Consider the following 22,152-nt stretch of genomic DNA (forward strand, 5'->3'; position numbering starts at 1 on the left):
GACTGGCAGGTCGGCCGCGGTTGCTGATCGCCGACGAACTCACCTCGGCATTGGACGTCACCGTGCAACGCCAGGTCCTCAACCATCTGCAACGGCTCACCGACGAATCCGGGACCGCGCTGCTGCTGATCACCCATGACCTGGCGTTGGCGGCGGAACGGGCCGAATCCGTGGTCGTCATCCATCGTGGGGTGGTGGTGGAATCCGGTGCGGCGCAGACGATCTTGCGCGACCCACAGCACGAGTACACCCGGCGGTTGGTCGCTGCGGCTCCGTCGCTGGTGGCCCGGGACAAGCGCTCGGCCCAAATCCGGTCCCGAGTGGCGGCCCAGGCGGCCGAACACGTCGCCGCGTCGACCGACATCCTGGTGGCGACGGACCTCACCAAGACCTATCGGGAGTCCCGCGGTGCGCCATGGCGGCGCTCGGAGTTCCGCGCGGTCGATGGGGTGTCGTTCCGGGTGCGGCGGGCGAGCACGCTGGCGATCGTGGGAGAGTCGGGTTCGGGCAAGTCGACGGTGGCCCGGATGGTGCTGGGCCTGCTGGCGCCGACTTCGGGCTCGGTGGTTTTCGACGGGCAGGAAGTCGCCGCGACGCACCAGACCCTGGCCTTCCGCCGGCGAATTCAACCGGTCTTCCAAAATCCCTACAGCAGCCTGGATCCCCGGTACTCGGTGCTGCGCGCCGTCGAAGAACCGCTGCGGATCCACCGGATCGGTAACCGGCGCCAGCGCCACCAGACCGTGCGTGACCTGATCGACCAGGTGGCGCTGCCGTCGTCGGTGCTGGACCGGTTGCCGCGCGAGCTCTCGGGTGGCCAGCGACAGCGGGTGGCGATCGCTCGAGCGCTGGCGCTGCGGCCCGACGTGCTGGTGTGCGATGAGGCCGTTTCCGCGCTTGATGTCCTGGTTCAGGCGCAGATCCTTGATTTGCTCGGCGAGCTGCAGGCCACCTTCGGCCTGACGTACCTGTTCATCAGCCACGATCTGGCGGTGGTCCGGCAGATCTCCGACGACGTGCTGGTGATGCGCGCCGGGCGGGTGGTCGAGAACGCGGACACCGAAGCGGTGTTCACCCGGCCCGGCCACGAGTACACCCGGCAGCTGCTGGAGGCCATTCCCGGGGCGTCGGCGGGACCCGGCTAGGTTGGCAACCTGTGACTGACCCGTTGGCGCCGCTGATGGACCTGCCCGGCGTGGCCGAAGCCAGCGACCGGGCCCGCGAAGCGCTGGGCCGTGCCCATCGGCATCGGGCCAACCTGCGTGGCTGGCCGGTGACCGCCGCCGAGGCGTCGTTGCGGGCGGCGCGGGCATCCTCGGTGCTCGACGGCGGTCCGGTGCGGCTGGACGATGTTGCCGATGCCGCGGGCGTCCAGGACCCGGTGTTCGGTGGGGCGCTGCGGGTGGCCCAGGCGCTCGAGGGCGGCGGTGGCCCGTTGATCGCGGTGTGGCAGAAGGCGCCGCTGCAGGCACTGGCGCGGTTGCATGTACTGGCGGCGACCGACCAGGTGGACGAGGAGCGGTTGGGTCGTCCGCGCAGCGACCCGCAGATCGCGCCGCGGTTGGAGCTGCTGGCCGAGGTAGCGACCCGGCCCACTCAGGCGTCGGCGCCGGTGGTGGCCGCGGTGGCGCACGGAGAGTTGTTGACGCTCAGGCCGTTTGGCAGCGCCGACGGTGTGGTGGCGCGGGCGGTGTCCCGGCTGATCACGATCGCGACGGGCTTGGACCCGCACGGACTTGGTGTGCCAGAAGTGAATTGGATGCGCCAGCCCGCCGCCTATCGTGATGCCGCTGTCAAGTTTGCCTCGGGAACACCCGACGGAGTGGCCAGCTGGCTGGTGCTGTGCTGCCGCGCGTTAAGGTCCGGTGCGCAGGAAGCCATTTCGATTGCAGAGTCTTTGCCGGGACGTTAGCCGGCGGACCGCCGAACGTCCGTGCCCTGAATCGGGCCGAAATGCGAAGCGGGCGACGACCGAAGAGATTCGATCGCCGCCCGCCAGCACGGTCATCCGGTTACCAAGCGTGCACCTGTGGGCTGCGTGGGTGGCCTCGGCGCGTTTACGACACTTCCTGCTGCAACCCCACCCAAAGGGCCGTCGAGGCAATCCGTATTTCGCAATTACGCAGGCCCGCAACACTTCTGCCATTATCGCGGCTATGACGCAGCGTGGGTGCCGGAAACCGTGCTGGGTGCCCGGGTCGGGAGGACGATCCTTCTCTTCCGGATCGACCTTGGCCTTGCCGGGCTGCCGTGACTCCTTTGTACTACTAGACCACAGGCTCAGCAAGGCCTAGGAGCGCGAAAGTTGGGCCGGGATACCGGAAAGCTTCGCATTGCGGACTGCGCGTGTTTGCTACGGGACGATTGAGAAAGTTGGGACGGCAGTGCTAAATCAGCGCGCCGCCAAAAAGGCATACCTAGAACGCAAAGCGACGCAACAGCGCGTAGGTGACCGCGCCGGCGGCCAGGGCGCTGATCCCGACCGCGGCCGTGGTGGCGACGGCGGCACCCGAGGGCGCCGGGATCCGGTCGCGCAACGACACCGGCCGGGAAAACGACAACACCGGCCAACCGCGTTCGACGGCTTCCTTGCGCAGAGTGCGATCGGGGTTGACGACCGACGGGTGGCCGACAGCTTCGAGCATCGGCAGGTCGGTGATCGAGTCGGAGTAGGCGTAGCAGTGCTCCAGCGGATAGCCCTCGCGAGCGGCGAGCTCGCGGATCGCTTGCACCTTGCCTTCGCCATAGCAGTAGAAAGCGACCTCGCCGGTGTACTTGCCGTCTTCGACGACCATCCGGGTTGCCATCGCGTGCGTGGCGCCCAGCGCCCTGGCGATCGGCGCCACAATCTCCTCGCCCGAGGCCGAGACCACCACGACATCGCGTCCGCACAGTTTGTGGGCGGCGATGAGATCTGCAGCTTCGGCGAATACCAGCGGCGTCACGATGTCGTGCAACGTCTCGTTGACGATCGACTTCACCTGCGCGACGTCCCAGCCGGTGCACATGTTGGCCAGATGAGTGCGCATTCGATCCATCTGGTCATGATCGGCACCGGAGAGCAGGAAGATGAATTGTGCATAGCTCGACTTCAACACCGCCCGCCGGTTAAGCAGGCCTTGCGCGAAGAAGGGTTTGCTGAAGGCCAGCGTGCTGGACTTGGCGATGATGGTCTTGTCCAAGTCGAAGAACGCGGCGGTGCGGGGGCTCGGTTCAGCGGCTCCCGGCGTCTGCGTCGAGGTTTGCTGCGTCGCGGCCGAGTCGGGGGCGGTCACCAATCCAGCATAGGTCCGCGATCCGGAGATGCCGTGAGGCTGAGCCCAAATCGGACGGCTCAAATCCCTATGTTGTCGTTCTGCCCGCGGTGTTTTCAGGGGTCAAGCCGCGTTTTTCTTTCAAAGCGGTACTTGCGTGAAGCCCGGCTGGCATGTGTATAGTAAGCATTACTCGGCCCTGAGCCGAGGGTGCATCAGCCCGACCCCCCGGGGCTGATACACGACGACCTCCGCCTCCTCCCCCCCTGGCGGGGGTCGTCCCTTTTGTGGGGCAAAAATTCTGCGCCAGCATCTGCATACGGCCGTTGTCGGATACGTTGCGGAGCGGCCGTCAAACCCTGACCGAGCGGGTGCTCAGCGAACCGCTTGTCCACAACCTCGTTCTTATCCACAGATCGGGCTTTGGCACTGGTGTCCAAGATCGTTCGGCCAGCACGGTGGAGGAATGACTGATCCCTCGCACCGGGAGCCGGCTGGTTGCGGCGTGCTGGCGGTGCTGGCCGAATCTGAATTGCGGGACGAACTGGACCGCATCGGTGCCGCTGTCGGCGTCCGGGTGGTGCACGCCGGCGGGCCGAATCCGGTGACCAGGAAAACGTGGTCGGCGGCCACGGCGGTGGTGCTCGACCAAGCTGCGGCCGACCGCTATGGCCAGACGGCGCTGCCGCGGCGGGCCCACGTCAGCATCCTCACCAGCACCGAAGCCGGGGTCGACACCTGGACGGCGGCCGTCGCCGTCGGTGCGGAGCGCGTGTTGAGGGTGCCGCAGCAGGAGCAGGAACTCGTCGGCGAACTCGCCCGCGCCGCCGAAGCGGCCCGAGACGAGAGTGCGCTTGGTGAAGCCGTCGCCGTCGTCGGCAGCTGTGGTGGGGCCGGGGCATCGCTGTTCGCCGTAGCGCTGGCGCTGGTCGCGTCCAAGGCGCTGCTGCTCGATATCGATCCGTGGGCGGGCGGTATCGATCTGCTGCTGGGCAGCGAGAGCACGCCCGGCTTGCGGTGGCCTGACCTGGCGTTGCAGGGCGGACGGTTGAACTGGCCGGCGATGCGCGAGGCGCTGCCACGGCACCGAGGAATCAGCGTGCTGTCGGGCACCCGGCGGGGCTACGAAGCCGACGCCGGTCCGGTGGATGCCATCATCGATGCCGGGCGACGCGGGGGAGTCACCGTGGTGTGCGACCTGCCGAGGCGGCTGACCGAGGCGACGCACGTCGCCCTCGACGGAGCCGACCTGGTGGTGATGGTCAGTCGGTGCGATGTGCGGGCGTGTGCGGCCGCCGCGACCTTTGGCCCGGTATTGGCGTCGATCAACCCGAATCTCGGGCTGGTGGTGCGGGGACCAGCCCCGGGCGGGCTGCGAGCGGCCGAGGTCGCCGACATCACCGGGCTGCCGCTGCTCGCGGCGATGCGCGCCGAACCGCGGTTAGCAGAGCGGCTCGAGCACGGCGGGTTGCGACTCGGACGGCGATCCGCACTCGCCGCGGCCGCGCGCTCGGTGCTGGGTGTCCTTCCCAATGGCCGGAAAGCGCCGAATGGCCGGAAAGCGCCGAGCGGCAGGGCCGCATGAGCGCGTCGTTGATTGAGCGGGTGCGTGAGCGGTTGGCAGCCGAGCCCGGCCCGCTGCGGCCCGATGTGGTGGCGGCCGCGATTCGAGCGGAATCGGGCGGGATTGTCGGCGACACCGAGGTGTTGGCCAATCTCCGGTTGCTGCAGACCGAGCTGACCGGCGCCGGCATCCTGGACTCGCTGTTGTGCGTAGATGGCACCACCGACGTTCTGGTAACAGCGCCCGACGCGGTTTGGGTCGACGACGGAAACGGCCTGCAACGCAGCTCGATTCGGTTCACCGATGAGGCCGCTGTGCGGCGGCTGGCGCAACGGCTGGCGTTGACCGCCGGTCGTCGCCTCGACGACGCGCAGCCGTGGGTGGACGGACTGCTGACCGGGATTGGTGCCGGCGGGTTCGCGGTCCGGTTGCACGCCGTGCTGCCGCCAGTGGCCGCCGACGGCACCTGCCTGTCGTTACGGGTGTTGCGGCCGGCCACCCAGGACTTGGCCGCCCTGGCTGCGGCCGGTGCCATCACGAGTGAGGCGGGTCGGCTGGTCGCGGACATCATCGCCGCCCGGCTTGCCTTCCTGGTGTGCGGTGGCACGGGGGCCGGCAAGACCACTCTGCTGGCGGCGATGCTCGGCGCGGTCTCGCCGGTCGAGCGGATCGTCTGCGCGGAGGACGCCGCCGAGTTGGCGCCGCGCCACCCGCATTTGGTGAAGCTGGTCGCCCGGCGGCCGAACGTCGAAGGCGTGGGCGAGGTGACCGTCCGTCAACTCGTCCGGCAGGCCCTACGGATGCGGCCCGACCGGATCGTCGTCGGCGAAGTCAGGGGTGCCGAAGTGGTGGACCTGCTCGCCGCCCTGAACACCGGGCACGAGGGCGGAGCGGGCACGGTGCACGCCAACAGCCCGAGCGAAGTGCCCGCGCGGTTGGAAGCGCTGGGTGCGTTGGGCGGGCTGGACCGCGCCGCGCTGCACAGTCAACTGGCGGCGGCGGTCCAGGTGCTCTTCCACGTCACGCGCAACCGGGCCGGCCGGCGTCGGCTGGAGGAGATCGCTGTCTTGCGCCAGGGCGACAGTGGACGTGTCCGCGTGGTCACCGCATGGCATGCCGACAGCGGGATGACCGCCGAGGCAGTCGAATTGCGCGCAATGCTGCAAAGCCGGGTGGCGGCATGACCGGGCTGCAACTTGCCGCGCTGCTGCTGTCGTTGGCGTTGTTGGTGATGCCGCCATCACCGGGTTCCCGACTGGTGCCCTCCCGGCAAGCACACCGGACGATAGTCGGCGGCCCGTGGGTTGTCGGCGGGGTGGGCGTGTGCGGGTTGGTGGTTGCGGTCTGGCTGTTGCCACTGACCACCGTCTTGGCGCTGGCGCTCGGTGCAGCGACCCTCGGCTTACGCCTTTGGCGGCGGCGCCGCAACCGGCGCGGTGCAGCGGAAGGTTTGGCGGTGCAAGCGGGTTTGGACGTGTTGGTCGGTGAACTGCGGGTTGGTGCCCATCCCGTCAACGCCTTCGACGTTGCCGCCGACGAAACCGATGGGGCGGTGTCAGGCGCGCTGCGCACCGTCGCGGCGCGGGCGCGCATGGGCGCCGATGTGGTGGCCGGGTTGCGTAATGCGGCGAGCTCGTCGGCGCTGCCCCGGCATTGGGAGCGTCTGGCGGTCTGCTGGCAGCTGGCGAGTGAACACGGGCTGGCCATCGCGACCCTCATGCGGGCGGCGCAACGGGACATCACTGCGCGGCAACAATTCTCGGCGAAAGTGGCGTCGAGCCTGGCGGGAGCCCGCGCCACCGCAGCAATCCTGGCGGGACTGCCGGTGCTCGGCGTCCTACTGGGAGAGCTGCTCGGTGCCCGGCCGCTGCGCTTCTTGTTCGGCACCGGCGGTTGGTTCCTTGTGGTCGGTCTGGCGCTGACGTGTGTTGGGGTGTTGTGGTCGGACCGCATCACCGATCGCGTGGGTTCGACATGAGTGTCGCCGCGGTGCTGTTGGCGGCAGCGCTGTTGATCGGGGCAAGCCCGTCGATGGTGCGGGCCCGCGCCGGTGTGGTGCGCCGCGGCCCGGGTGGACGGCGGCGCGCGGCCGGGACCGATCCGTTGGGGGTGGCGTCCGGGCTGGACGTGCTCGCCGTGTGCTTGGCGGCGGGCATGGCGGTCTCAGCGGCCGCGGCCGCGGCGGCCCGTGCCGCACCGCCACGGTTGGCATCTGTGTTGCGTCGGGCTGCCGAGCTATTGGCGTTGGGTGCTGATCCTGCGGTCGCGTGGTCGGCGCCAACGGACGGGATCGACCCTCAGACGGAGGGGTTGCTGCGGCTGGCCCGGCGATCGGCATCGTCGGGCGCCGCACTCGCCGAGGGTGTGGCAGAGCTGGCGGCCCAGTCGCGCCACGACGCCGCGCAGGCCGCCGCTGCCGCCGCCGAACGTGCCGGGGTGGTGATCGCCGGTCCGCTCGGGCTCTGCTTTCTGCCGGCATTCGTGTGTTTGGGCATTGTTCCGGTGATCGCCGGGTTGGCCGGTGACGTTCTGCAGTCGGGTCTATGGTGAGGAAGGAATTCGTTGATGCACAACATGTTTCGCCGGTTCGGGGCGCGCCTGCTGGTGCTGGCGAGCGACGAGTCAGGCATGAGTACGGTCGAATACGCTATCGGGACTATCGCCGCCGCGGCTTTCGGCGCGATCCTCTACACGGTAGTGACCGGCGACTCAGTCGTCTCGGCGCTGAATCACATCATCGGTCGAGCCCTGAGCACCAAGGTCTGAGCTCCAGTGGCGGCGCCAGCACGGTGGAGGCTGCACTGGCGATCGCCGCACTCGTGCTGGTGCTGGTGCTGTGCCTTGCCGGGATCACGGCCGTGTCGATGCAGGTGCGCTGCGTGGATGCGGCGCGTGAGGCGGCCCGGCTCGCGGCGCGCGGCGATGGTGGGGACGCGGTGGAGGTGGCCCGGCGCATCGCGCCGGCGGGCGCGCAGGTGCAGGTGCACCGCGACGGCGACTTCCTGGTCGCCACCGTGGTGGCGCACTCGAACCTGTTGCCCGCCCTGCGAATCGGTGCCCGAGCGGTTTCGGCGGCCGAGTCAGGATGAGGACGGTTCGGCGACGGTGCTCGCTGCAGCGATGATCGCGGTGCTCCTGTCCGTCACCGGGACGGGCGCCTGGGTGGGTTCTGTGGTGGTGGCGCGTCACCGCGCGCAGTCGGCGGCCGATCTGGCGGCCTTGGCGGCGGCCGCGCAGCTGCCGCTGGGTGCTGGGTCGGCGTGTGCACGCGCGCGAGCGGTGGCAATGGGGGTCGGGGGTGTCGAGTGCCGGGTCGATGGCCTCGATGTCGTTGTCACCGTGGCGGCGTCGGTCCCGCTCGCCGGGGTTGCCCAGGCTTCCGCCCGGGCGGGCCCCACGGAGGAGCGATGACAGCGGGCTTAGCCCTCGTCTCCCGAAGAAGCCTTCGAGAAATCGGTGGCGGCGAGCTCCTCGTCGCTGGGCAGTCGCAGCGAGAGCAGCCCGGCGAAGGTTTCCGGCTCGAGCTCCACCCGGTTGACGGTGACGTGCACCGGTACCCAGTCGGTGTCTCGCCCCGGGAGCCGCAACACCCGGCTGGTCGCACCGTTGGCGAATTCCTTCGTCATCGAAAGCATGACCTGCTCGTCGTCGGGATGGACCCGTGGCTTGTCGGCTTCGCTGCTGCGCCAGTCATAGAAGGTGCAGGGCTCGTCGAGCCACTTCAGCAGCGTCCAGTTCTTGAGGTCGACGAGTGCTCGATGGACGCCGGCCTGTGCCAACCCGCGCAGGATGCGTTGCGCCAGATCGTCGGCCGCGACCGCGGGGCCCTTGCGCTCGGTGCGCCAATTCATGGCCCGCGCTATCAGGTGGTCCCGGCCGTCGGGACCCGGCTCTAGTGCACTGCGGGCGGTGAAACCGATCCGGACCGGATTTCCCTCCCAGTCGGTGAGATCCCAGGTGCTGCACAGGGTCATCCCGGGTTCGGCCCGCACCGCCATGGCCAGCACCTTGGTCTCGTTCGGATTGAGCTCCCGCGACGGCAGATCCTCGGCGAAGGCCCTGCCGAAGGTGACCTCGACTTCGGGATTCTTGCCGCTGTTGGCCAGCGACTCGGGGGTGTCGGTGGCCACCCCGCACGTCAGATCCCACTTCAACGGACCCGGGATGGGCCGCTCGGGCGGCTCCTCGTCGATCGGGCCGGTCCACACGTGTACCCCGTGAATACGCCCGTCGGACATCATCACCGGTTCGGTGCGGATGACGCGGTCGCTTTTCGGGGTGATGCTGGACAGCGACTGCCCCGTCTGCACCGACTCCGCGATCGCCGTCTTGACTGCCGCCAGGTACGGGCTGCGACGCAGGAACGTAGTGATCGGGACGAGGTTCTTCAGTTGCCGCCCCTGCGCGACGACGGCGGGTTCGTCCCCCAGCGTCTCCACGAGCAACCAGTCGTGGGCCATGCTGGGGAGCTTACTGATCGTCGGTCCGGACATTGCCGCGGGACTCGCCGTGGCAGGTTCGGCATCGTCGAACGGGCGGTCGAACTGGTGCCTTTTCGGCCGGGGCGCGCGATGATCCACCGGTTATTGCCAGAGTTGACAGTGGCGTCAAATCCATTGTGTCCGATAGTTTGCCAGCCCAACAGCAAGCCCGCCAGCGACCTTCCGTCAAGTGTCGCAGTAGGGATTTATTGGTAGTGCAACACTTCTCGGTATTGCATCCAGGCTTTGTCATACTGTCAGCCGGATTCAAGGCCAAACTTCGGCGTGAAGAAGGCCGCGTTTTTGTTGCATTCGAGACTTGATCCCAGGTAAATTTCCTGCTGCACTCGCGTTTTGAGGCAGTGCCGGATCTTGTTGTCCGGCGCGCAAAGCAGGTCCGTGGAGGTCGACCGTCGAGGGGTCGGTCGCCGTCCACCGGCTTCCTCAACGCATCCGGTTGCGGTCCCGTTCGGCCGCATCCGTCATGTCGCGAAACCCGCTGCTGTGCAAGGTATTTGCCGCGATGTTTGTGAGTTGAGCTGCGCTACAACAAGTTACGAAGGACTGGTTGTGACGGCCGAGGCATGGGCTGTCGGTCGCGCCGCACGCGGTGTCGCCCCGCCGGCGCCGTTGCGGCGCAGCGCGTTGGATAGCCAGCGGTCCGGCCACGATCGAGTGATACGGAAGGGACTCCGGGCCGCCGCCCCTGGATTGCGACCATCCTTCGGTTCGGCTGCCACGCTAAGCGGCCCCTCGACATCGCCTGGAAGCATCAGACGGCTCAGTAGTCCGCCGGATTCGACCCCGTGCCGGTCCTCTCCGTCGGCAGGCAACCCGGCCGACCCCCAGACCGCGAATGGGCCACCTCCCTGGCGGCCTGTGTCGCGCCAGAAGGAGCCCCTTCCCACCGCGCCGACCGCGCTCACTCCGCCGGATCCCGCAGCGCCCACCGAGGCGTTGCCGCCGGCGGCGGACAGTCCGGCGCCACCCGCGGTGCCGGCATCCGCGGGGGCCGCCGACCCACCGTCGCCCTCGCTCGGTGTGACCCACCCACCGTGCTCGCTTTGGGCCGCGCTCTCTGTGCCGAAGACCGGCTGCCCGTCCGCCGGATTGGCCGGCGCGTCGACGGGCTGGATCAGGTGTGGCAATGGGCTCTGCATCGCGGCGGCATTGGCCGCCTCTCCTAACGCATAGGTGCCGGCGCTCGAGCTCAGCGCGCGGACGAATTGATCATGAAAGGCCGCTACCTGGGTGCCGAGCGCTTGGTAACCGCGGGCGTACTTCGAGTACAGGGCAGCCACGGCAGCCGAGACCTGATCGTGCGCGGGGGCCGGGATCGCCGTGGTGGGGAGGGCGGCGGCCGCGTTGGCGGTCTGGATCACCGAATTGATCCCCGCCAGCTCCTCGGCGGCCACCCCTATCGCGTCGGGCACCGCATTGAAAAACGACATCAAACACCTTTCGGCGTCTTCACCAGACTCGGCCAGTGTCTGATCACGTTGCAGCTATTCAACACGTGCACCGTATCGCCGCGGGTAAGCGAATGGAATAACAATTTCCCATCAGTTTGCTCAAGCGCCGGGCGAGCTACGCTTCGCGTCGTCGATCAGTCGTCCGTCCCGGTTCGGTTGCGGGGGTCGCCCAATTCCGCAAGCACCAGTTGCAGCACGGCGACCGCGCCCGCCTTGTCCAGCGGATCGTTGGCATTGCCGCACTTGGGCGACTGCACGCACGACGGACACCCGCTGCGGCATTCACACGCGTCGATGGCCGCCGCAGTGGCGCCCAGCCAGGTGGTCGCCTTGCGGAAGCCGCGTTCGGCGAAGCCGGCGCCGCCCGGATGGCCGTCGTAGACGAAGACGGTCGGCAGCCCGTCGGGGCCGATAGCGGTCGACAGGCCGCCGATGTCACCGCGGTCGCAGCTGGCCACCAGCGGCAGCAGCCCGATGGCCGCATGCTCGGCGGCGTGCAACGAACCCGGAACCCGCAACGCATCGATGCCGTTGCGCTCCAATGCTTCCGGCTCGATCGTGTACATGACCGCAAAGGTCGGCAAGGTGGCCCGCGGCATGTCCAGTTCGATGAAGTCGATCACTTCACCGTTGGCCCGGCGGCGCAGGTACCCGACCACCTGATGAGTCACCGTCACCGGTACCAGTCCCAGCGTCACCGGCCCGAAGACCGACCGCTCACCCTGCCCGGTGACCGAGATGTCGGTGATCTCGCGGGCGAAGGTCGCATAGCCGGGGTCCTCGCCGTGGACGAACGCGACACCCTCCTCGAGGTCCAGCGAGTCGACGACGTAGCTTTCGCCCTGGTGGAGATAGACCGCCCCGGGGTGGATCGACGCCGGTGCCTGCCCGACCCCGGTGCTGCCCAGCAGCCGCCCGGTGTCGGCCTCCACGATCACGATCTGGCCCCCGATGGATCCCCGAATATCCACCGCGCCATGAGGTTCCATGCCGGGTACCGGAAAGTATCGGCCGCCCCGGCGTTTCAGCAGCCCGTCGTCGACCAATCCCTCGGCCACGTCCACCGCGTTCAGCGCGCGGACCTCGCTGTCATCGAGCGGGAGTTCTGTTGCCGCGCAGAGCAACTGCGGGCCCAGAATGTACGGATTGCCCGGGTCGATGACGACGCGCTCGACGGGTTTGCCCAGCAACGCGGCGGGATGGTGCACCAGATAGGTGTCCAGCGGGTCGTCTCGGGCGATCAACACCACCAGCGCGCCCTGCCCTCGTCGCCCGGACCGTCCGGCTTGCTGCCAGAACGAGGCGACGGTCCCGGGAAACCCGGCCAGCACCACGGCGTCCAACCCGGCGATGTCGACACCCAGTTCCAGGGCGTTGGTCGTCGCCAGCCCGCGTAGCCGGCCGTCGGCCAGCGCTTTTTCCAGCTCGGTGCGGTCCTCGGCGAGATACCCGGCGCGGTAGGACGCCACCGTGCCCGTCAGATGCGGTGCGGTATCGGCCAGCCGGGCCTGGGCGCCCAGTGCGGTCAATTCGGCGGCGCGGCGTGACCTCACGAAGGTCAATGTTTGCGCGCCCTCGACGATCAGGTCGGCCATCACCCGGGCGGCCTCGGCGCCCGCCGACCGCCGCACCGGGGCGCCGTTCTCACCGGTCAGTTCGGTCAGCAACGCGGGCTCCCACAGCGCCACCGTGCGCGCACCCTGCGGCGACCCGTCCTCGACGACCTCCGCGACCGGCTGCCCGATCAGCTCGGTGGCCGTCGCGCCGGGCGAGTCCGTCGTCGCGCTGGCGAAAACCACCGTCGGATACGACGAGTACCGCGCGCACAGCCGCAGCAGCCGGCGCAGCACCATCGCGACGTTGGAGCCGAACACGCCGCGGTAATAGTGGCATTCGTCGACCACCACAAACCGAAGACCGCGGAGCAGCACCGCCCAGCGCGCGTGGTTGCGCAGTATCGACAGATGAATCATGTCGGGGTTGGAGAAGATCCATCGGGACCGCTCGCGGGCAAAACGTCGCACCTCGGTGGGACTGTCGCCGTCGTAGGCCGTCGGCGCAACGTCGTCGAGCGGTACCGCGGTCACCAGGGCGTGCGCCGCACGTAGCTGGTCATGGCCCAGCGCCTTCGTCGGCGACAGATACAACACCCGGGCCCGCGGGTCGGTCGCCAGCGCGTTGAGCACCGGTAACTGATAGGCCAGTGACTTGCCCGACGCGGTGCCAGTGCTGATCACGACATGGCGCCCGGTGTGCGCCAACTCCGCGGCCTCGGACTGATGCGCCCAGGGCGCGGTGATGCCGCGGGCGGTGAACGCGCCGATTACCTGCGGTGCGGCCCACTGCGGCCAGCCGTGCGGCCGCCCGGTGCGGGGCGGCAGCTCGGTGACATGCCGCAGCGGATGCTCGTCGGTAGCGGTACCGGCCAGCGCCGCGGCAAGCAGTTCACTGCCGAAACTCGGCATCACACCCCTCTCTCGCTCCTGGCCTGCGGGATGACGCTGACGTAAATTGATCCGCGGTTCCAGCTCCAGGCTGTCGCCGACGCCACGAACATGGTTGACTGAGTGCGGTCGCAGCTTCTGTGTTCGTGTAAAACTTTCGCAGGATCGACGTTGCGGTCGCGGTTCCTGCGAGGTTATCTGTCGGGTGAAGTTCCGGCGACTCCGCGAAGGTATGGCGGTCGCGGCTGGCCCGGGGCATCGAAAGGCGAGCCCCGCACCCAGATAGAAAAGGAAAGATCGAGAGATGCCACAGGGAACTGTGAAGTGGTTCAACGCGGAGAAGGGGTTCGGTTTCATCGCCCCCGAGGACGGTTCCGCGGATGTTTTTGTCCACTACACGGAAATCCAGGGGTCGGGCTTCCGCACCCTCGAAGAAAACCAGAAGGTCGAGTTCGAGATCGGCCACAGCCCTAAGGGCCCCCAGGCCACCGGAGTTCGCTCGGTTTAATCCGGGCAGATTCTGACGCAGCCCCCCGGCGCAGTCCCGCTTACGGGAACGCTCCGGGGGGTTTTCGTTTCCAAGGTTCGGTATCGGCTCAGGTCGGACGCCGCGCCGGATGGGCGCAAGCCGCGGACCGGGTCGCTGGCCTACTGTCGTGGCGTGAGCCAGCTTTCCTTCTTCGCCGCGGAGTCGGTCCCGCCCGCGGTCGAGGACTTGTGTGGCCTGCTGGCTGCGCCCGGCCAGGTCGTGGTCGTCGGCTCCGGGGCCCGCCTCTCGGTGGTCGTGGAGGAGTCCTGGCGGGCGCAGGCACTGGCCGAGATGATCCGGGAAGCCGGGCTGGTCGCCGAGATCACCCGGACCGACGAGGACACCCCGTTGGTCCGGACGGGCGTGGACCCTTTGTTGCGCCCGATCGCCGCCGAGTGGACCCGCGGCGCGGTGAAGACGGTGCCGCCGCGCTGGCTACCCGGCCCGCGGGAACTGCGGGCGTGGACGTTGGCCGCCGGCAACCCCGAGGGGGACCGATACCTGTTGGGACTGGATCCGCACGCACCGGACACCCACTCGCCGCTGGCCTCGGCGATGATGCGGGTCGGGATCGCACCCACTCTGATCGGCACCCGGGGCACCCGTCCGGCGCTGCGGATCAGCGGTCGCCGACGGCTATCGCGCCTGGTAGAGAACGTGGGAGACCCCCCGGACAGCTCCGAGGCGGTGGCCCAGTGGCCCCGCGTCTGACGGGCTCGGCGGTCCCGGTTTCCGGCCGGTCGGTTTGCGTAGGCGCGCCCAATGGTGCGAAATTGTCAGGTGCCCGCGGGCCCAAGGGACGGACGGTGTACCTGGATTTCATCGGAACTGCCCGGAATTTTCAGGAGCCGAGTGTCATTCTTGCCTGCGGGACGGTTCCGCCCAGGGACCGATACAGGAGATGGAGCGTAGGCGCAGTTGGCTGACGGCGGCCCCAAGCGGGCTACGAATGGGAGTACCCGGCGACTCGTGATCGTGGAGTCGCCCACCAAGGCGCGCAAACTCGCCGGTTATCTGGGCTCCAACTACATCGTCGAATCCTCCCGGGGCCACATCCGCGACCTGCCGCGGGCTGCGGCCGACGTGCCGGCCAAGTTCAAGTCCGAGCCGTGGGCCCGCCTGGGTGTCAACGTCGACGCAGACTTCGAACCGCTCTACATCATCAGTCCCGAGAAGAAGAGCACGGTCACCGAGCTGAAGGGCCTGCTCAAGGACGTCGACGAGCTCTACCTGGCAACGGATGGTGACCGCGAGGGCGAGGCGATCGCATGGCACCTGATGGAGACCCTCAAACCCCGGGTCCCGGTCAAGCGGATGGTCTTTCACGAGATCACTGAACCGGCCATCCTCGAGGCCGCCCAGAACCCCCGCGACCTGGACATCGACCTGGTCGACGCGCAGGAGACCCGCCGCATCCTGGACCGGCTGTATGGCTACGAGGTCAGCCCGGTGCTGTGGAAGAAGGTCGCGCCCAAGCTCTCGGCGGGCCGCGTGCAGTCGGTGGCCACCCGCATCATCGTGCAGCGCGAACGCGACCGGATGGCCTTCCGCAGCGCGTCCTACTGGGACATCCTGGCCAGGCTGGACGCCAGCGTGTCGGACCCCAACGCGCAGCCACCCACTTTCGCCGCGCGCCTGACCAGTGTGGACGGGCTGCGCGTGGCCACCGGCCGCGACTTCGACTCCCTGGGCCAGCTGCGCAAGGCGGACGAGGTCATCGTCCTGGACGAGGCCGGCGCCACCGGCATCGCCGCCGGCCTGCGCGGGGCTCAGCTCGCCGTGGCCTCGGTTGAGGAGAAGCCCTACACCAGGCGTCCGTATCCGCCGTTCATGACCTCCACGCTGCAGCAGGAGGCCGGCCGCAAGCTCCGGTTCTCCTCCGAGCGCACCATGAGCATCGCCCAGCGGCTCTACGAGAATGGCTACATCACTTATATGCGTACCGACTCGACCACGTTGTCGGCGTCGGCCATCAGCGCCGCCCGCAATCAGGCGCGCCAGCTTTACGGCGACGAGTACGTGTCGCCGTCGCCGCGGCAGTACACCCGCAAGGTGAAGAACGCCCAGGAAGCCCACGAGGCGATCCGGCCCGCCGGGGAGACCTTCGCCACCCCGGACGCGGTACGCCGGGAACTCGACGGCGACGAATTCCGGCTATATGAACTGATCTGGCAGCGCACGGTGGCATCGCAGATGGCCGACGCGCGCGGGACCACGCTGAGCCTGCGGATCAACGGCACGGCCGGCGGTCCCGCCGGAGACAGGCAGGTGGTGTTCTCGGCCAGTGGCCGCACCATCACATTCGCCGGCTTCCTCAAGGCGTATGTCGAGACGGTGGACGAACTGGCCGGCGGTGAGGCGGACGACGCCGAAAGCCGGCTGCCGCAGTTGACGCAGGGCCAGCGGCTGGACGCTATCGAGCTCACCCCGGACGGTCACTCCACGAACCCGCCCGCGCGCTACACCGAGGCATCGCTGGTCAAGGCGCTCGAAGAGCTGGGAATCGGTCGCCCGTCGACGTATTCGTCGATCATCAAGACGATTCAGGACCGCGGCTACGTGCACAAGAAGGGCAGCGCCCTGGTGCCGTCCTGGGTGGCGTTCGCCGTAACCGGCTTGCTGGAACAGCATTTCGGCCGGCTGGTCGACTACGACTTCACCGCCGCAATGGAAGACGAGTTGGACGCGATCGCCTCCGGCAATGAGCGACGCACCAACTGGCTCAACAACTTCTACTTCGGCGGGGATCACGGCGTGGCCGACTCGGTCGCCCGGTCCGGCGGCCTGAAGAAGCTTGTCGGTATCAACCTCGAGGGTATCGACGCGCGAGAAGTCAACTCCATCAAGCTATTTGACGATGCGCAGGGCCGACCGGTCTACGTCCGCGTAGGCAAGAACGGACCTTATCTGGAGCGCACGATCACCGGTGACAACGGTGAACCCACCCCGCAGCGGGCAAACCTCAACGATTCCCTGACACCCGACGAGCTGACCCTCGAAGTCGCCGAGGAGCTGTTCGCCACCCCGCAAGAGGGGCGCGTGCTGGGTGTCGACCCCGCGACCGGCCACGAAATCGTCGCCAAAGACGGGCGTTACGGGCCGTACGTGACCGAGGTGCTGCCGGAACCGCCCGCCGATCCGAGCGCAGAGCCCGCCAAGAAGGGCAAGAAGCCGACCGGGCCCAAACCGCGGACCGGTTCGCTGTTGCGCAGCATGGACCTCCAAACGGTAACGCTCGAGGACGCTTTGAAGCTGCTGTCGCTGCCGCGCGTCGTCGGTGTCGACCCGGCCACCGGCGAGGAGATCACCGCGCAGAACGGGCGTTACGGCCCATACCTTAAGCGCGGCACCGATTCTCGGTCGCTGCAAAACGAGGACCAGATGTTCACCATCACCCTCGAGGAAGCGCTCAAGATCTACTCCGAGCCCAAACGTTCTGGGCGGCAAGCCGCTTCGGCGCCGCCGCTACGTGAGCTGGGTATCGACCCGGCGTCCGGCAAGCCGATGGTGATCAAGGACGGCCGGTTCGGGCCCTATGTCACCGACGGTGAGACCAACGCCAGCCTGCGCAAGGGTGACGACGTGCTGTCGATCACCGACGAGCGGGCCTCCGAACTGCTGGCGGATCGTCGTGCCCGCGGACCGGTGAAGCGGACCGCGAAAAAGACCGCCCGCAAGACGACGGCCAAGAAGGCGCCGGCCAAGAAGGCGGCCAAGCGCAGCTAGTCGATCGATACCGTATCGACCGATATTGTTGGCCCGTGCCCGCCGACGTTCCCCGTGCCACCGGCCGCAGCGGGGACGCCTCACCATTCGCCCTCGGATTGCTGCTGCGCCGGGCGCACTGGCACGCAGCGGCGGTGATGTCCGAGGCGTTACGCCCCCTGGGCATCGAGTTACGGCACTTCGCCGTGCTGATTGTCCTGGTCGACAGCGGGCCCACCCGGCAGCAGGACCTGGTGGAAGCGACCGGTTCGGACAAAGCCGGAATCATGCGGGTGGTCGACGACCTGGAGCGCAAAGGCCTGGCCGTACGCAAGCCGGTTCCGGGCGACCGTCGCGCGCGGGCGGTGGAGATCACCCCGGAGGGTGTGCAACTCTTCGACGCCGCGCATGTCGCCGCTGAGCCGTTGGCCGAGCGCCTGGTGGCCGGATTCGGTCCAGGCGAGGCCGAACAACTCACAAATCTGCTCACCCGGTTGGCCGCTGCGGATTAACCCTGTTCCGTCCCTCACATTAGTATTGAGTGAAATAGTATCAAATAATACTATTACAGGTACGAGGAGTTACCGGAGTGCGAGGAGGCGGCCATGGACGTATACGAGGCAGTGCAGAGTCGACGGGCGGTGCGCCAGTTCTCGGACCGGCCGGTGTCGAAGGAAGTGCTGGAGCGTGTGCTGTCGGCGGCGGCCTGGTCGCCGTCGGGTTCGAACATCCAGCCCTGGAATTGTTTTCTCGTCACCGGCGCGCCGCTGGCGGAGATCAAGAAGCGCGCCGCCGAGCGCATCGCCATCGGCGATGACTGGGACGAGCGGGAGTACGAGATGTACCCGGCGGCGCTGAAGTCCCCCTACCGCGAACGCCGGGCCGCTTTCGGAGAGCAACGCTATGGCGCCCTAGGCATTTCGCGTGACGATGTCGAGGGCCGTCAGCGGGCTGCCGTCGCCAACTGGGACTGTTTCGGCGCACCCGCTGCCCTGTTCTGCTACATCGACCGCGACCTGGGCCAGCCGCAGTGGGCGGACGTCGGAATGTATCTGCAGACCGTCATGTTGCTGCTTCGCGCCGAAGGGTTGCACAGCTGCCCGCAGATGGCGTGGTCGGTGTATCGCAAGACCGTCGCGGATGTGCTGTCGCCGCCCGACGGGCTGATCCTGTTCTGCGGCCTGTCGATCGGCTACGAGGACGACACCGAGATCCAACAGCGCACCGGTCGAGCCCCGCTGGCCGAGACCGTCACCTTTGTCGACGGCTAATTGGCTTTGCTGGAAGCCTTTTCGGCTTCCCGGGTCACGCTTTCGGGCGCGGCGAGGTTCAGCGGGCGGGCCAGCTGGGTGGGCGCGGCGCGACCGCGCAGTTCGACGACTTCGCCGACATTCCAGCACAGTGCCTCGGCGTCCAGCGCGCCGCTGACCGCGATCGCCGAGGCCAGGACATGGCCCTCCTCGAGCTTGGCCAGCTCGGTCAGCCGGGCGGCCTCGTTGACCGGGTCGCCGATGACGGTGTACTCGAAGCGTGCCTGGGCGCCGATGTGGCCGGCGATGGCTCGACCGGCGGAGACCCCGATGCCGAACTCGGCGGATCCGAGCACCGGGATCAGCTCGTCGTGCAGGGCGCGTGCGGCCGCCAGCGCCGCACCGGCACCGTCGGGGTGCTCGATCGGCGCCCCGAAGATCGCCAGCGCCGCGTCGCCCTGGAACTTGTTGACGAACCCGCCGTAACGGCCGACGGTGTCCACCACCACCCGGAAGAACTCATTGAGCAGGCTCACGACCTCAGCCGGCGGCCTGGTCGCGGCCAGTTGGGTGGAACCCACCAGATCCACGAACAGCACCGCGACGTCGCGTTCCTGCCCGCCGAGTTCGGTGCCCCGCTCGAGCGCTCGGCGGGCCACGTCCTCACCCACGTAGCGGCCGAACAGGTCGCGCAGCCGCTGCCGCTCCGACAGGTCACGCACCATGTCGTTGAAGCCGGACTGCAGCAGGCCCAGCTCGCTGGCGTCGTAGATCTGCATGTGCGCGTTGTAGTTACCCCGCTGCACTTCCGACAGGGCCCAGCGCAGCTGACGCAGCGGGTCGGCGATCGACATCGACACCAGCAGCGTGCTGGCTGCTCCGATGCCCAGCGCGGCCAGCGCCAGCAACAGGATGGGATTGAACAGGCTCTGCGCCGGAGCGTGCAGCAGCGCGATCTTGTCCGACACGACCGCCAGGACGATGGCCAACAGTGGCACGGCCGTGGACAGCACCCACGTCAGCATCAGCCGCAGGATGACCCCGGGCGCCTTCACGTTCTCCGGTACGCCGCTGCGCAGGGCCGCGACCGCCACCGGCCGCAACACCCGCTCGGACTGCAAGTAGCCGATGATCCCCGTCGCCGTCGCGCCCAGCGCGTTGGCCACCACCACAACGGGTGCCGCGTGCCTGGCCACCGACCAGCTGGCGACCACGAACACCGCACTGCCGATGGCCCAGGCGAACGCGCTGGTCAGGGTGCGGTAAAACGGCATTCGCAGCGCACGGGTGCGGGCCAGTTCGGTGGTGGACGGGTCGGCTTCGACGAGCAGGTTGTCGCGGCGCTGCCAGCGGAAAACCGGCACCAGCAACTTCAGGTTCCAGGCAAAGCCCGCCAGGAAGAGGAAGATCACCGTGGCGATGAAGATAGCGACGTTGAGGGTCGGCAGATCCTGCAGCTGGATGCGGTCGTGCGGGGGCAGGCCATAGCGCAGGAACCCGAGCACGAACAGTCCGCCGATGATGTCGGCCTGCAGCATGCTCAGTGAAAACACCGGCCACGGGGTGCGCACCACCCACCGGACGAATGCACTGATTCGCCCGGGAAGTGTTGCCGCCGTGGTCACGAACCCACCGTATCGGGCGGGGCGGACTCGCCGGTAACAAAAAAGTGCTCCGGCAAGTCGCGCGACGTGCCGAAAGACGGCGAAAGATCACGGAAACGTCGCGAAACGGACGCTGATCGGTATCCGTCGGTGGCGCTCACTAATGTTGCCGGGGATGACGGGAGTGTTTACGCGGCTGGTAGGCCAGGAAGTGGTCGAGGCCGAGCTGCTCGCCGCGGCCAGATCCGCGCGCGGTGACGCGACTCACAGCCCTTCCGGCGAGGGGAATATGACACATGCCTGGCTGATCACCGGCCCGCCGGGGTCCGGGCGGTCGGTCGCTGCGCTGTGCTTCGCGGCGGCCCTGCAGTGCACCTCCGACGGACAGCCGGGGTGTGGCGAGTGCCGAGCGTGTTCAACCACCATGGCCGCCACCCATGCCGACGTCCGGCGGGTCATCCCCGAGGGCCTGTCGATCGGTGTCGACGAGATGCGCGGCATCGTGCAGATCGCGTCCCGGCGGCCGACCACGGGGCGCCACCAGATCGTCGTCATCGAGGACGCCGACCGCTTGACCGAAGGCGCGGCCAACGCGTTGCTGAAGGTCGTCGAGGAGCCGCCGCCGTCCACCGTTTTCCTGCTGTGCGCCCCCTCGGTGGACCCGGAGGACATCGCGATCACGCTGCGCTCCCGGTGCCGGCATGTCGCACTCGTGACGCCGCCCACCGAGGCCATCGCACAGGTACTCATCGACGGTGATGGGCTGGACGCCGATGTGGCGAACTGGGCGGCATCGGTCAGCGGCGGTCATGTCGGCCGCGCCCGCAGGCTGGCCACCGACTCCGACGCCCGGCAGCGACGAGAGCAGGCGTTGGAGCTGGTCCGCGACGCCGTGCGGCCCGCCCGGGCATTCGCGGCGGCGGAGGATTTGGTGACCGCCGCCGAGGCCGAGGCGGTGGCGTTGACCGCCGGGCGCGCCGAGGCGGAGACCGAGGAGCTGCGCACGGCACTGGGAGCCGGTGGAACGGGTAAAGGTGCTGCCGGCGCGATGCGGGGGGCCGCCGGTGCGATAAAGGATCTGGAGCGACGGCAGAAGTCCCGCCAGACCAGGGCTTCGCGCGACGCTTTGGACCGTGCGCTGATCGACCTGGCCACCTATTTCCGGGATGCGCTGGTGGTCTCGGCGGACGCGGGCCAGGTTCGGGCCAACCATCCCGACATGGCCGAGCGGGTGAGCTCGCTGGCCGGGCACGCCAGCCCCGAGCGGCTGCTGCGCTGTATCGAGGCCGTGCTGGAATGCCGGGAGGCGCTGGCGATCAACGTCAAACCCAAGTTCGCGGTTGACGCCATGGTCGCGACCATTGGGCAGGAACTGCGCTGAGTTGCCGGAGTTGGGCGCGATGGGCCGGCTGCCGTAGACTCGTGCCGCCCGACAATCGGGTAGCGCCGCCTTAGCTCAGTCGGTAGAGCGATTCACTCGTAATGAATAGGTCAGGAGTTCGATTCTCCTAGGCGGCTCCATCTTTCGCGTCATCCGCCCGGTCCGGGCAGGCCGTCCTCGCCAAGTATCACGCCTTTGGTGCCGCCCGGCCCGCCCAGGCCACCGGTGCCTGTGCCCAGCGGCAGGCCCGGGACGCCGCCGGCTCCGCCGTGGCCGCCGCTGCCCACGTACTTCGCCGACGCGCCCGCGCCGCCCGCGTCCGCCGAGACCACCAGCGCATCCCGGAAATAGGTGGCCAGGTCGATCAGCGCACGGTCCAAAGCGTCGCGCGAAGCCCTGGTCTGGCGGGACTTCTGCCGTCGCTCCAGATCCTTTATCGCACCGGCGGCCCCCCGCATCGCGCCGGCC

General features: G+C 68.3%; 20 protein-coding genes, 1 tRNA gene and 1 pseudogene. 16 read left to right on the forward strand and 6 right to left on the reverse strand.

From position 1 onward, the window contains the following. Positions 1 to 1,145: ATP-binding cassette domain-containing protein (locus A5645_RS06795; protein ID WP_065128987.1), on the forward strand; the 1,145-nt coding region annotated here is incomplete at its 5' end. Between the two features lie 35 nt (positions 1,146 to 1,180). After that, positions 1,181 to 1,912 carry a Fic family protein gene (locus A5645_RS06800; protein ID WP_065036350.1) on the forward strand — a complete coding sequence of 244 codons (732 nt, stop codon included), beginning with the start codon at positions 1,181 to 1,183 and terminating at the stop codon, positions 1,910 to 1,912. 505 nt (positions 1,913 to 2,417) lie between these two features. Here A5645_RS06800 and A5645_RS06805 read toward each other — a convergent pair. After that, positions 2,418 to 3,275: an HAD-IB family hydrolase gene (locus A5645_RS06805; RefSeq protein WP_065036330.1), complete on the reverse strand. Its 858-nt coding sequence runs from the start codon at positions 3,273 to 3,275 to the stop codon at positions 2,418 to 2,420. Between the two features lie 493 nt (positions 3,276 to 3,768). On the opposite strand from A5645_RS06805, the gene ssd reads away from it, so the two are divergent. The 7 genes from ssd to A5645_RS28555 are packed head-to-tail and all read left to right on the forward strand — an operon-like array spanning position 3,769 to position 8,229. Further along, positions 3,769 to 4,839 (forward strand): septum site-determining protein Ssd, encoded by a 1,071-nt coding sequence (ssd, locus tag A5645_RS06810; protein ID WP_155767885.1) that lies wholly within the window; start codon positions 3,769 to 3,771, stop codon positions 4,837 to 4,839. After that, positions 4,836 to 6,002 carry a TadA family conjugal transfer-associated ATPase gene (locus tag A5645_RS06815; RefSeq protein ID WP_065128989.1) on the forward strand — a complete coding sequence of 389 codons (1,167 nt, stop codon included), beginning with the start codon at positions 4,836 to 4,838 and terminating at the stop codon, positions 6,000 to 6,002. Before ssd ends, A5645_RS06815 begins: the two co-directional genes overlap by 4 nt. Continuing rightward, positions 5,999 to 6,796: a type II secretion system F family protein gene (locus A5645_RS06820; RefSeq protein ID WP_065128990.1), complete on the forward strand. Its 798-nt coding sequence runs from the start codon at positions 5,999 to 6,001 to the stop codon at positions 6,794 to 6,796. Before A5645_RS06815 ends, A5645_RS06820 begins: the two co-directional genes overlap by 4 nt. Next, entirely contained in the window at positions 6,793 to 7,368 is a 576-nt protein-coding gene (locus tag A5645_RS06825; protein ID WP_172830483.1) for a type II secretion system F family protein, read from the forward strand. The genes A5645_RS06820 and A5645_RS06825 overlap by 4 nt, the downstream gene beginning before the upstream one ends. Before the next feature lie 15 nt (positions 7,369 to 7,383). Then, positions 7,384 to 7,584 carry a DUF4244 domain-containing protein gene (locus A5645_RS06830; RefSeq protein ID WP_065035922.1) on the forward strand — a complete coding sequence of 67 codons (201 nt, stop codon included), beginning with the start codon at positions 7,384 to 7,386 and terminating at the stop codon, positions 7,582 to 7,584. Positions 7,585 to 7,607: 23 nt separating this feature from the next. After that, the gene (locus tag A5645_RS28550; protein ID WP_269199543.1) at positions 7,608 to 7,907 is read left to right on the forward strand and encodes a TadE family type IV pilus minor pilin; all 300 of its coding nucleotides are present in this window, start codon (positions 7,608 to 7,610) and stop codon (positions 7,905 to 7,907) included. A gap of 31 nt (positions 7,908 to 7,938) precedes the next feature. After that, on the forward strand, positions 7,939 to 8,229 hold the full coding sequence (locus A5645_RS28555) for an Rv3654c family TadE-like protein (protein ID WP_253866865.1): 291 nt from the start codon (positions 7,939 to 7,941) through the stop codon (positions 8,227 to 8,229). Between the two features lie 8 nt (positions 8,230 to 8,237). Here the strand turns inward: A5645_RS28555 and A5645_RS06845 are convergent, their stop codons facing one another. The 3 genes from A5645_RS06845 to A5645_RS06855 all read right to left on the reverse strand — a co-directional run bounded on the left by A5645_RS06845 (position 8,238) and on the right by A5645_RS06855 (position 13,236). Further along, positions 8,238 to 9,278, reverse strand: a complete 1,041-nt coding sequence (locus A5645_RS06845) for a PAS domain-containing protein (protein ID WP_065129001.1) — start codon at positions 9,276 to 9,278, stop codon at positions 8,238 to 8,240. A 575-nt stretch (positions 9,279 to 9,853) separates the two neighbouring features. After that, a complete protein-coding gene (locus tag A5645_RS06850) occupies positions 9,854 to 10,750 on the reverse strand; it encodes a PE family protein (protein ID WP_065128992.1) in 897 nt (298 codons plus the stop codon). Between the two features lie 155 nt (positions 10,751 to 10,905). Further along, positions 10,906 to 13,236, reverse strand: a complete 2,331-nt coding sequence (locus A5645_RS06855; protein ID WP_065128993.1) for a DEAD/DEAH box helicase — start codon at positions 13,234 to 13,236, stop codon at positions 10,906 to 10,908. 283 nt (positions 13,237 to 13,519) lie between these two features. Between A5645_RS06855 and cspA the strand changes: the two genes are divergently transcribed. The 5 genes from cspA to A5645_RS06880 all read left to right on the forward strand — a co-directional run bounded on the left by cspA (position 13,520) and on the right by A5645_RS06880 (position 18,720). Continuing rightward, entirely contained in the window at positions 13,520 to 13,723 is a 204-nt protein-coding gene (gene cspA / locus A5645_RS06860) for a cold shock protein CspA (RefSeq protein WP_007166602.1), read from the forward strand. 153 nt (positions 13,724 to 13,876) lie between these two features. Next, positions 13,877 to 14,455: a hypothetical protein gene (locus A5645_RS06865; RefSeq protein WP_065128994.1), complete on the forward strand. Its 579-nt coding sequence runs from the start codon at positions 13,877 to 13,879 to the stop codon at positions 14,453 to 14,455. 207 nt (positions 14,456 to 14,662) lie between these two features. Further along, positions 14,663 to 17,470 (forward strand): type I DNA topoisomerase, encoded by a 2,808-nt coding sequence (gene topA, locus A5645_RS06870; protein WP_065128995.1) that lies wholly within the window; start codon positions 14,663 to 14,665, stop codon positions 17,468 to 17,470. 35 nt (positions 17,471 to 17,505) lie between these two features. Beyond that, on the forward strand, positions 17,506 to 17,961 hold the full coding sequence (locus A5645_RS06875; RefSeq protein WP_065128996.1) for a MarR family winged helix-turn-helix transcriptional regulator: 456 nt from the start codon (positions 17,506 to 17,508) through the stop codon (positions 17,959 to 17,961). Positions 17,962 to 18,054: 93 nt separating this feature from the next. After that, complete coding sequence (locus A5645_RS06880; protein ID WP_065128997.1) at positions 18,055 to 18,720, forward strand: nitroreductase; 666 nt, start codon at positions 18,055 to 18,057, stop codon at positions 18,718 to 18,720. Here the strand turns inward: A5645_RS06880 and A5645_RS06885 are convergent. After that, positions 18,717 to 20,324: an adenylate/guanylate cyclase domain-containing protein gene (locus A5645_RS06885; RefSeq protein WP_065035930.1), complete on the reverse strand. Its 1,608-nt coding sequence runs from the start codon at positions 20,322 to 20,324 to the stop codon at positions 18,717 to 18,719. The genes A5645_RS06880 and A5645_RS06885 overlap by 4 nt on opposite strands. A 154-nt stretch (positions 20,325 to 20,478) precedes the next feature. On the opposite strand from A5645_RS06885, the gene A5645_RS06890 reads away from it, so the two are divergent. Both A5645_RS06890 and A5645_RS06895 read left to right on the forward strand, forming a co-directional pair. Then, on the forward strand, positions 20,479 to 21,684 hold the full coding sequence (locus A5645_RS06890) for a DNA polymerase III subunit delta' (protein ID WP_155767884.1): 1,206 nt from the start codon (positions 20,479 to 20,481) through the stop codon (positions 21,682 to 21,684). Positions 21,685 to 21,748: 64 nt separating this feature from the next. After that, positions 21,749 to 21,824: transfer RNA gene (locus A5645_RS06895), tRNA-Thr, on the forward strand. Between the two features lie 156 nt (positions 21,825 to 21,980). On the opposite strand, the pseudogene A5645_RS27600 reads toward A5645_RS06895, so the two are convergent. Further along, positions 21,981 to 22,152: pseudogene (locus A5645_RS27600) on the reverse strand (DNA polymerase III subunit delta'); the annotation flags it as partial.

The sequence above is a fragment of the Mycobacterium asiaticum genome (assembly GCF_001673635.1).
Taxonomy (GTDB): Bacteria; Actinomycetota; Actinomycetes; order Mycobacteriales; family Mycobacteriaceae; genus Mycobacterium; species Mycobacterium asiaticum_C.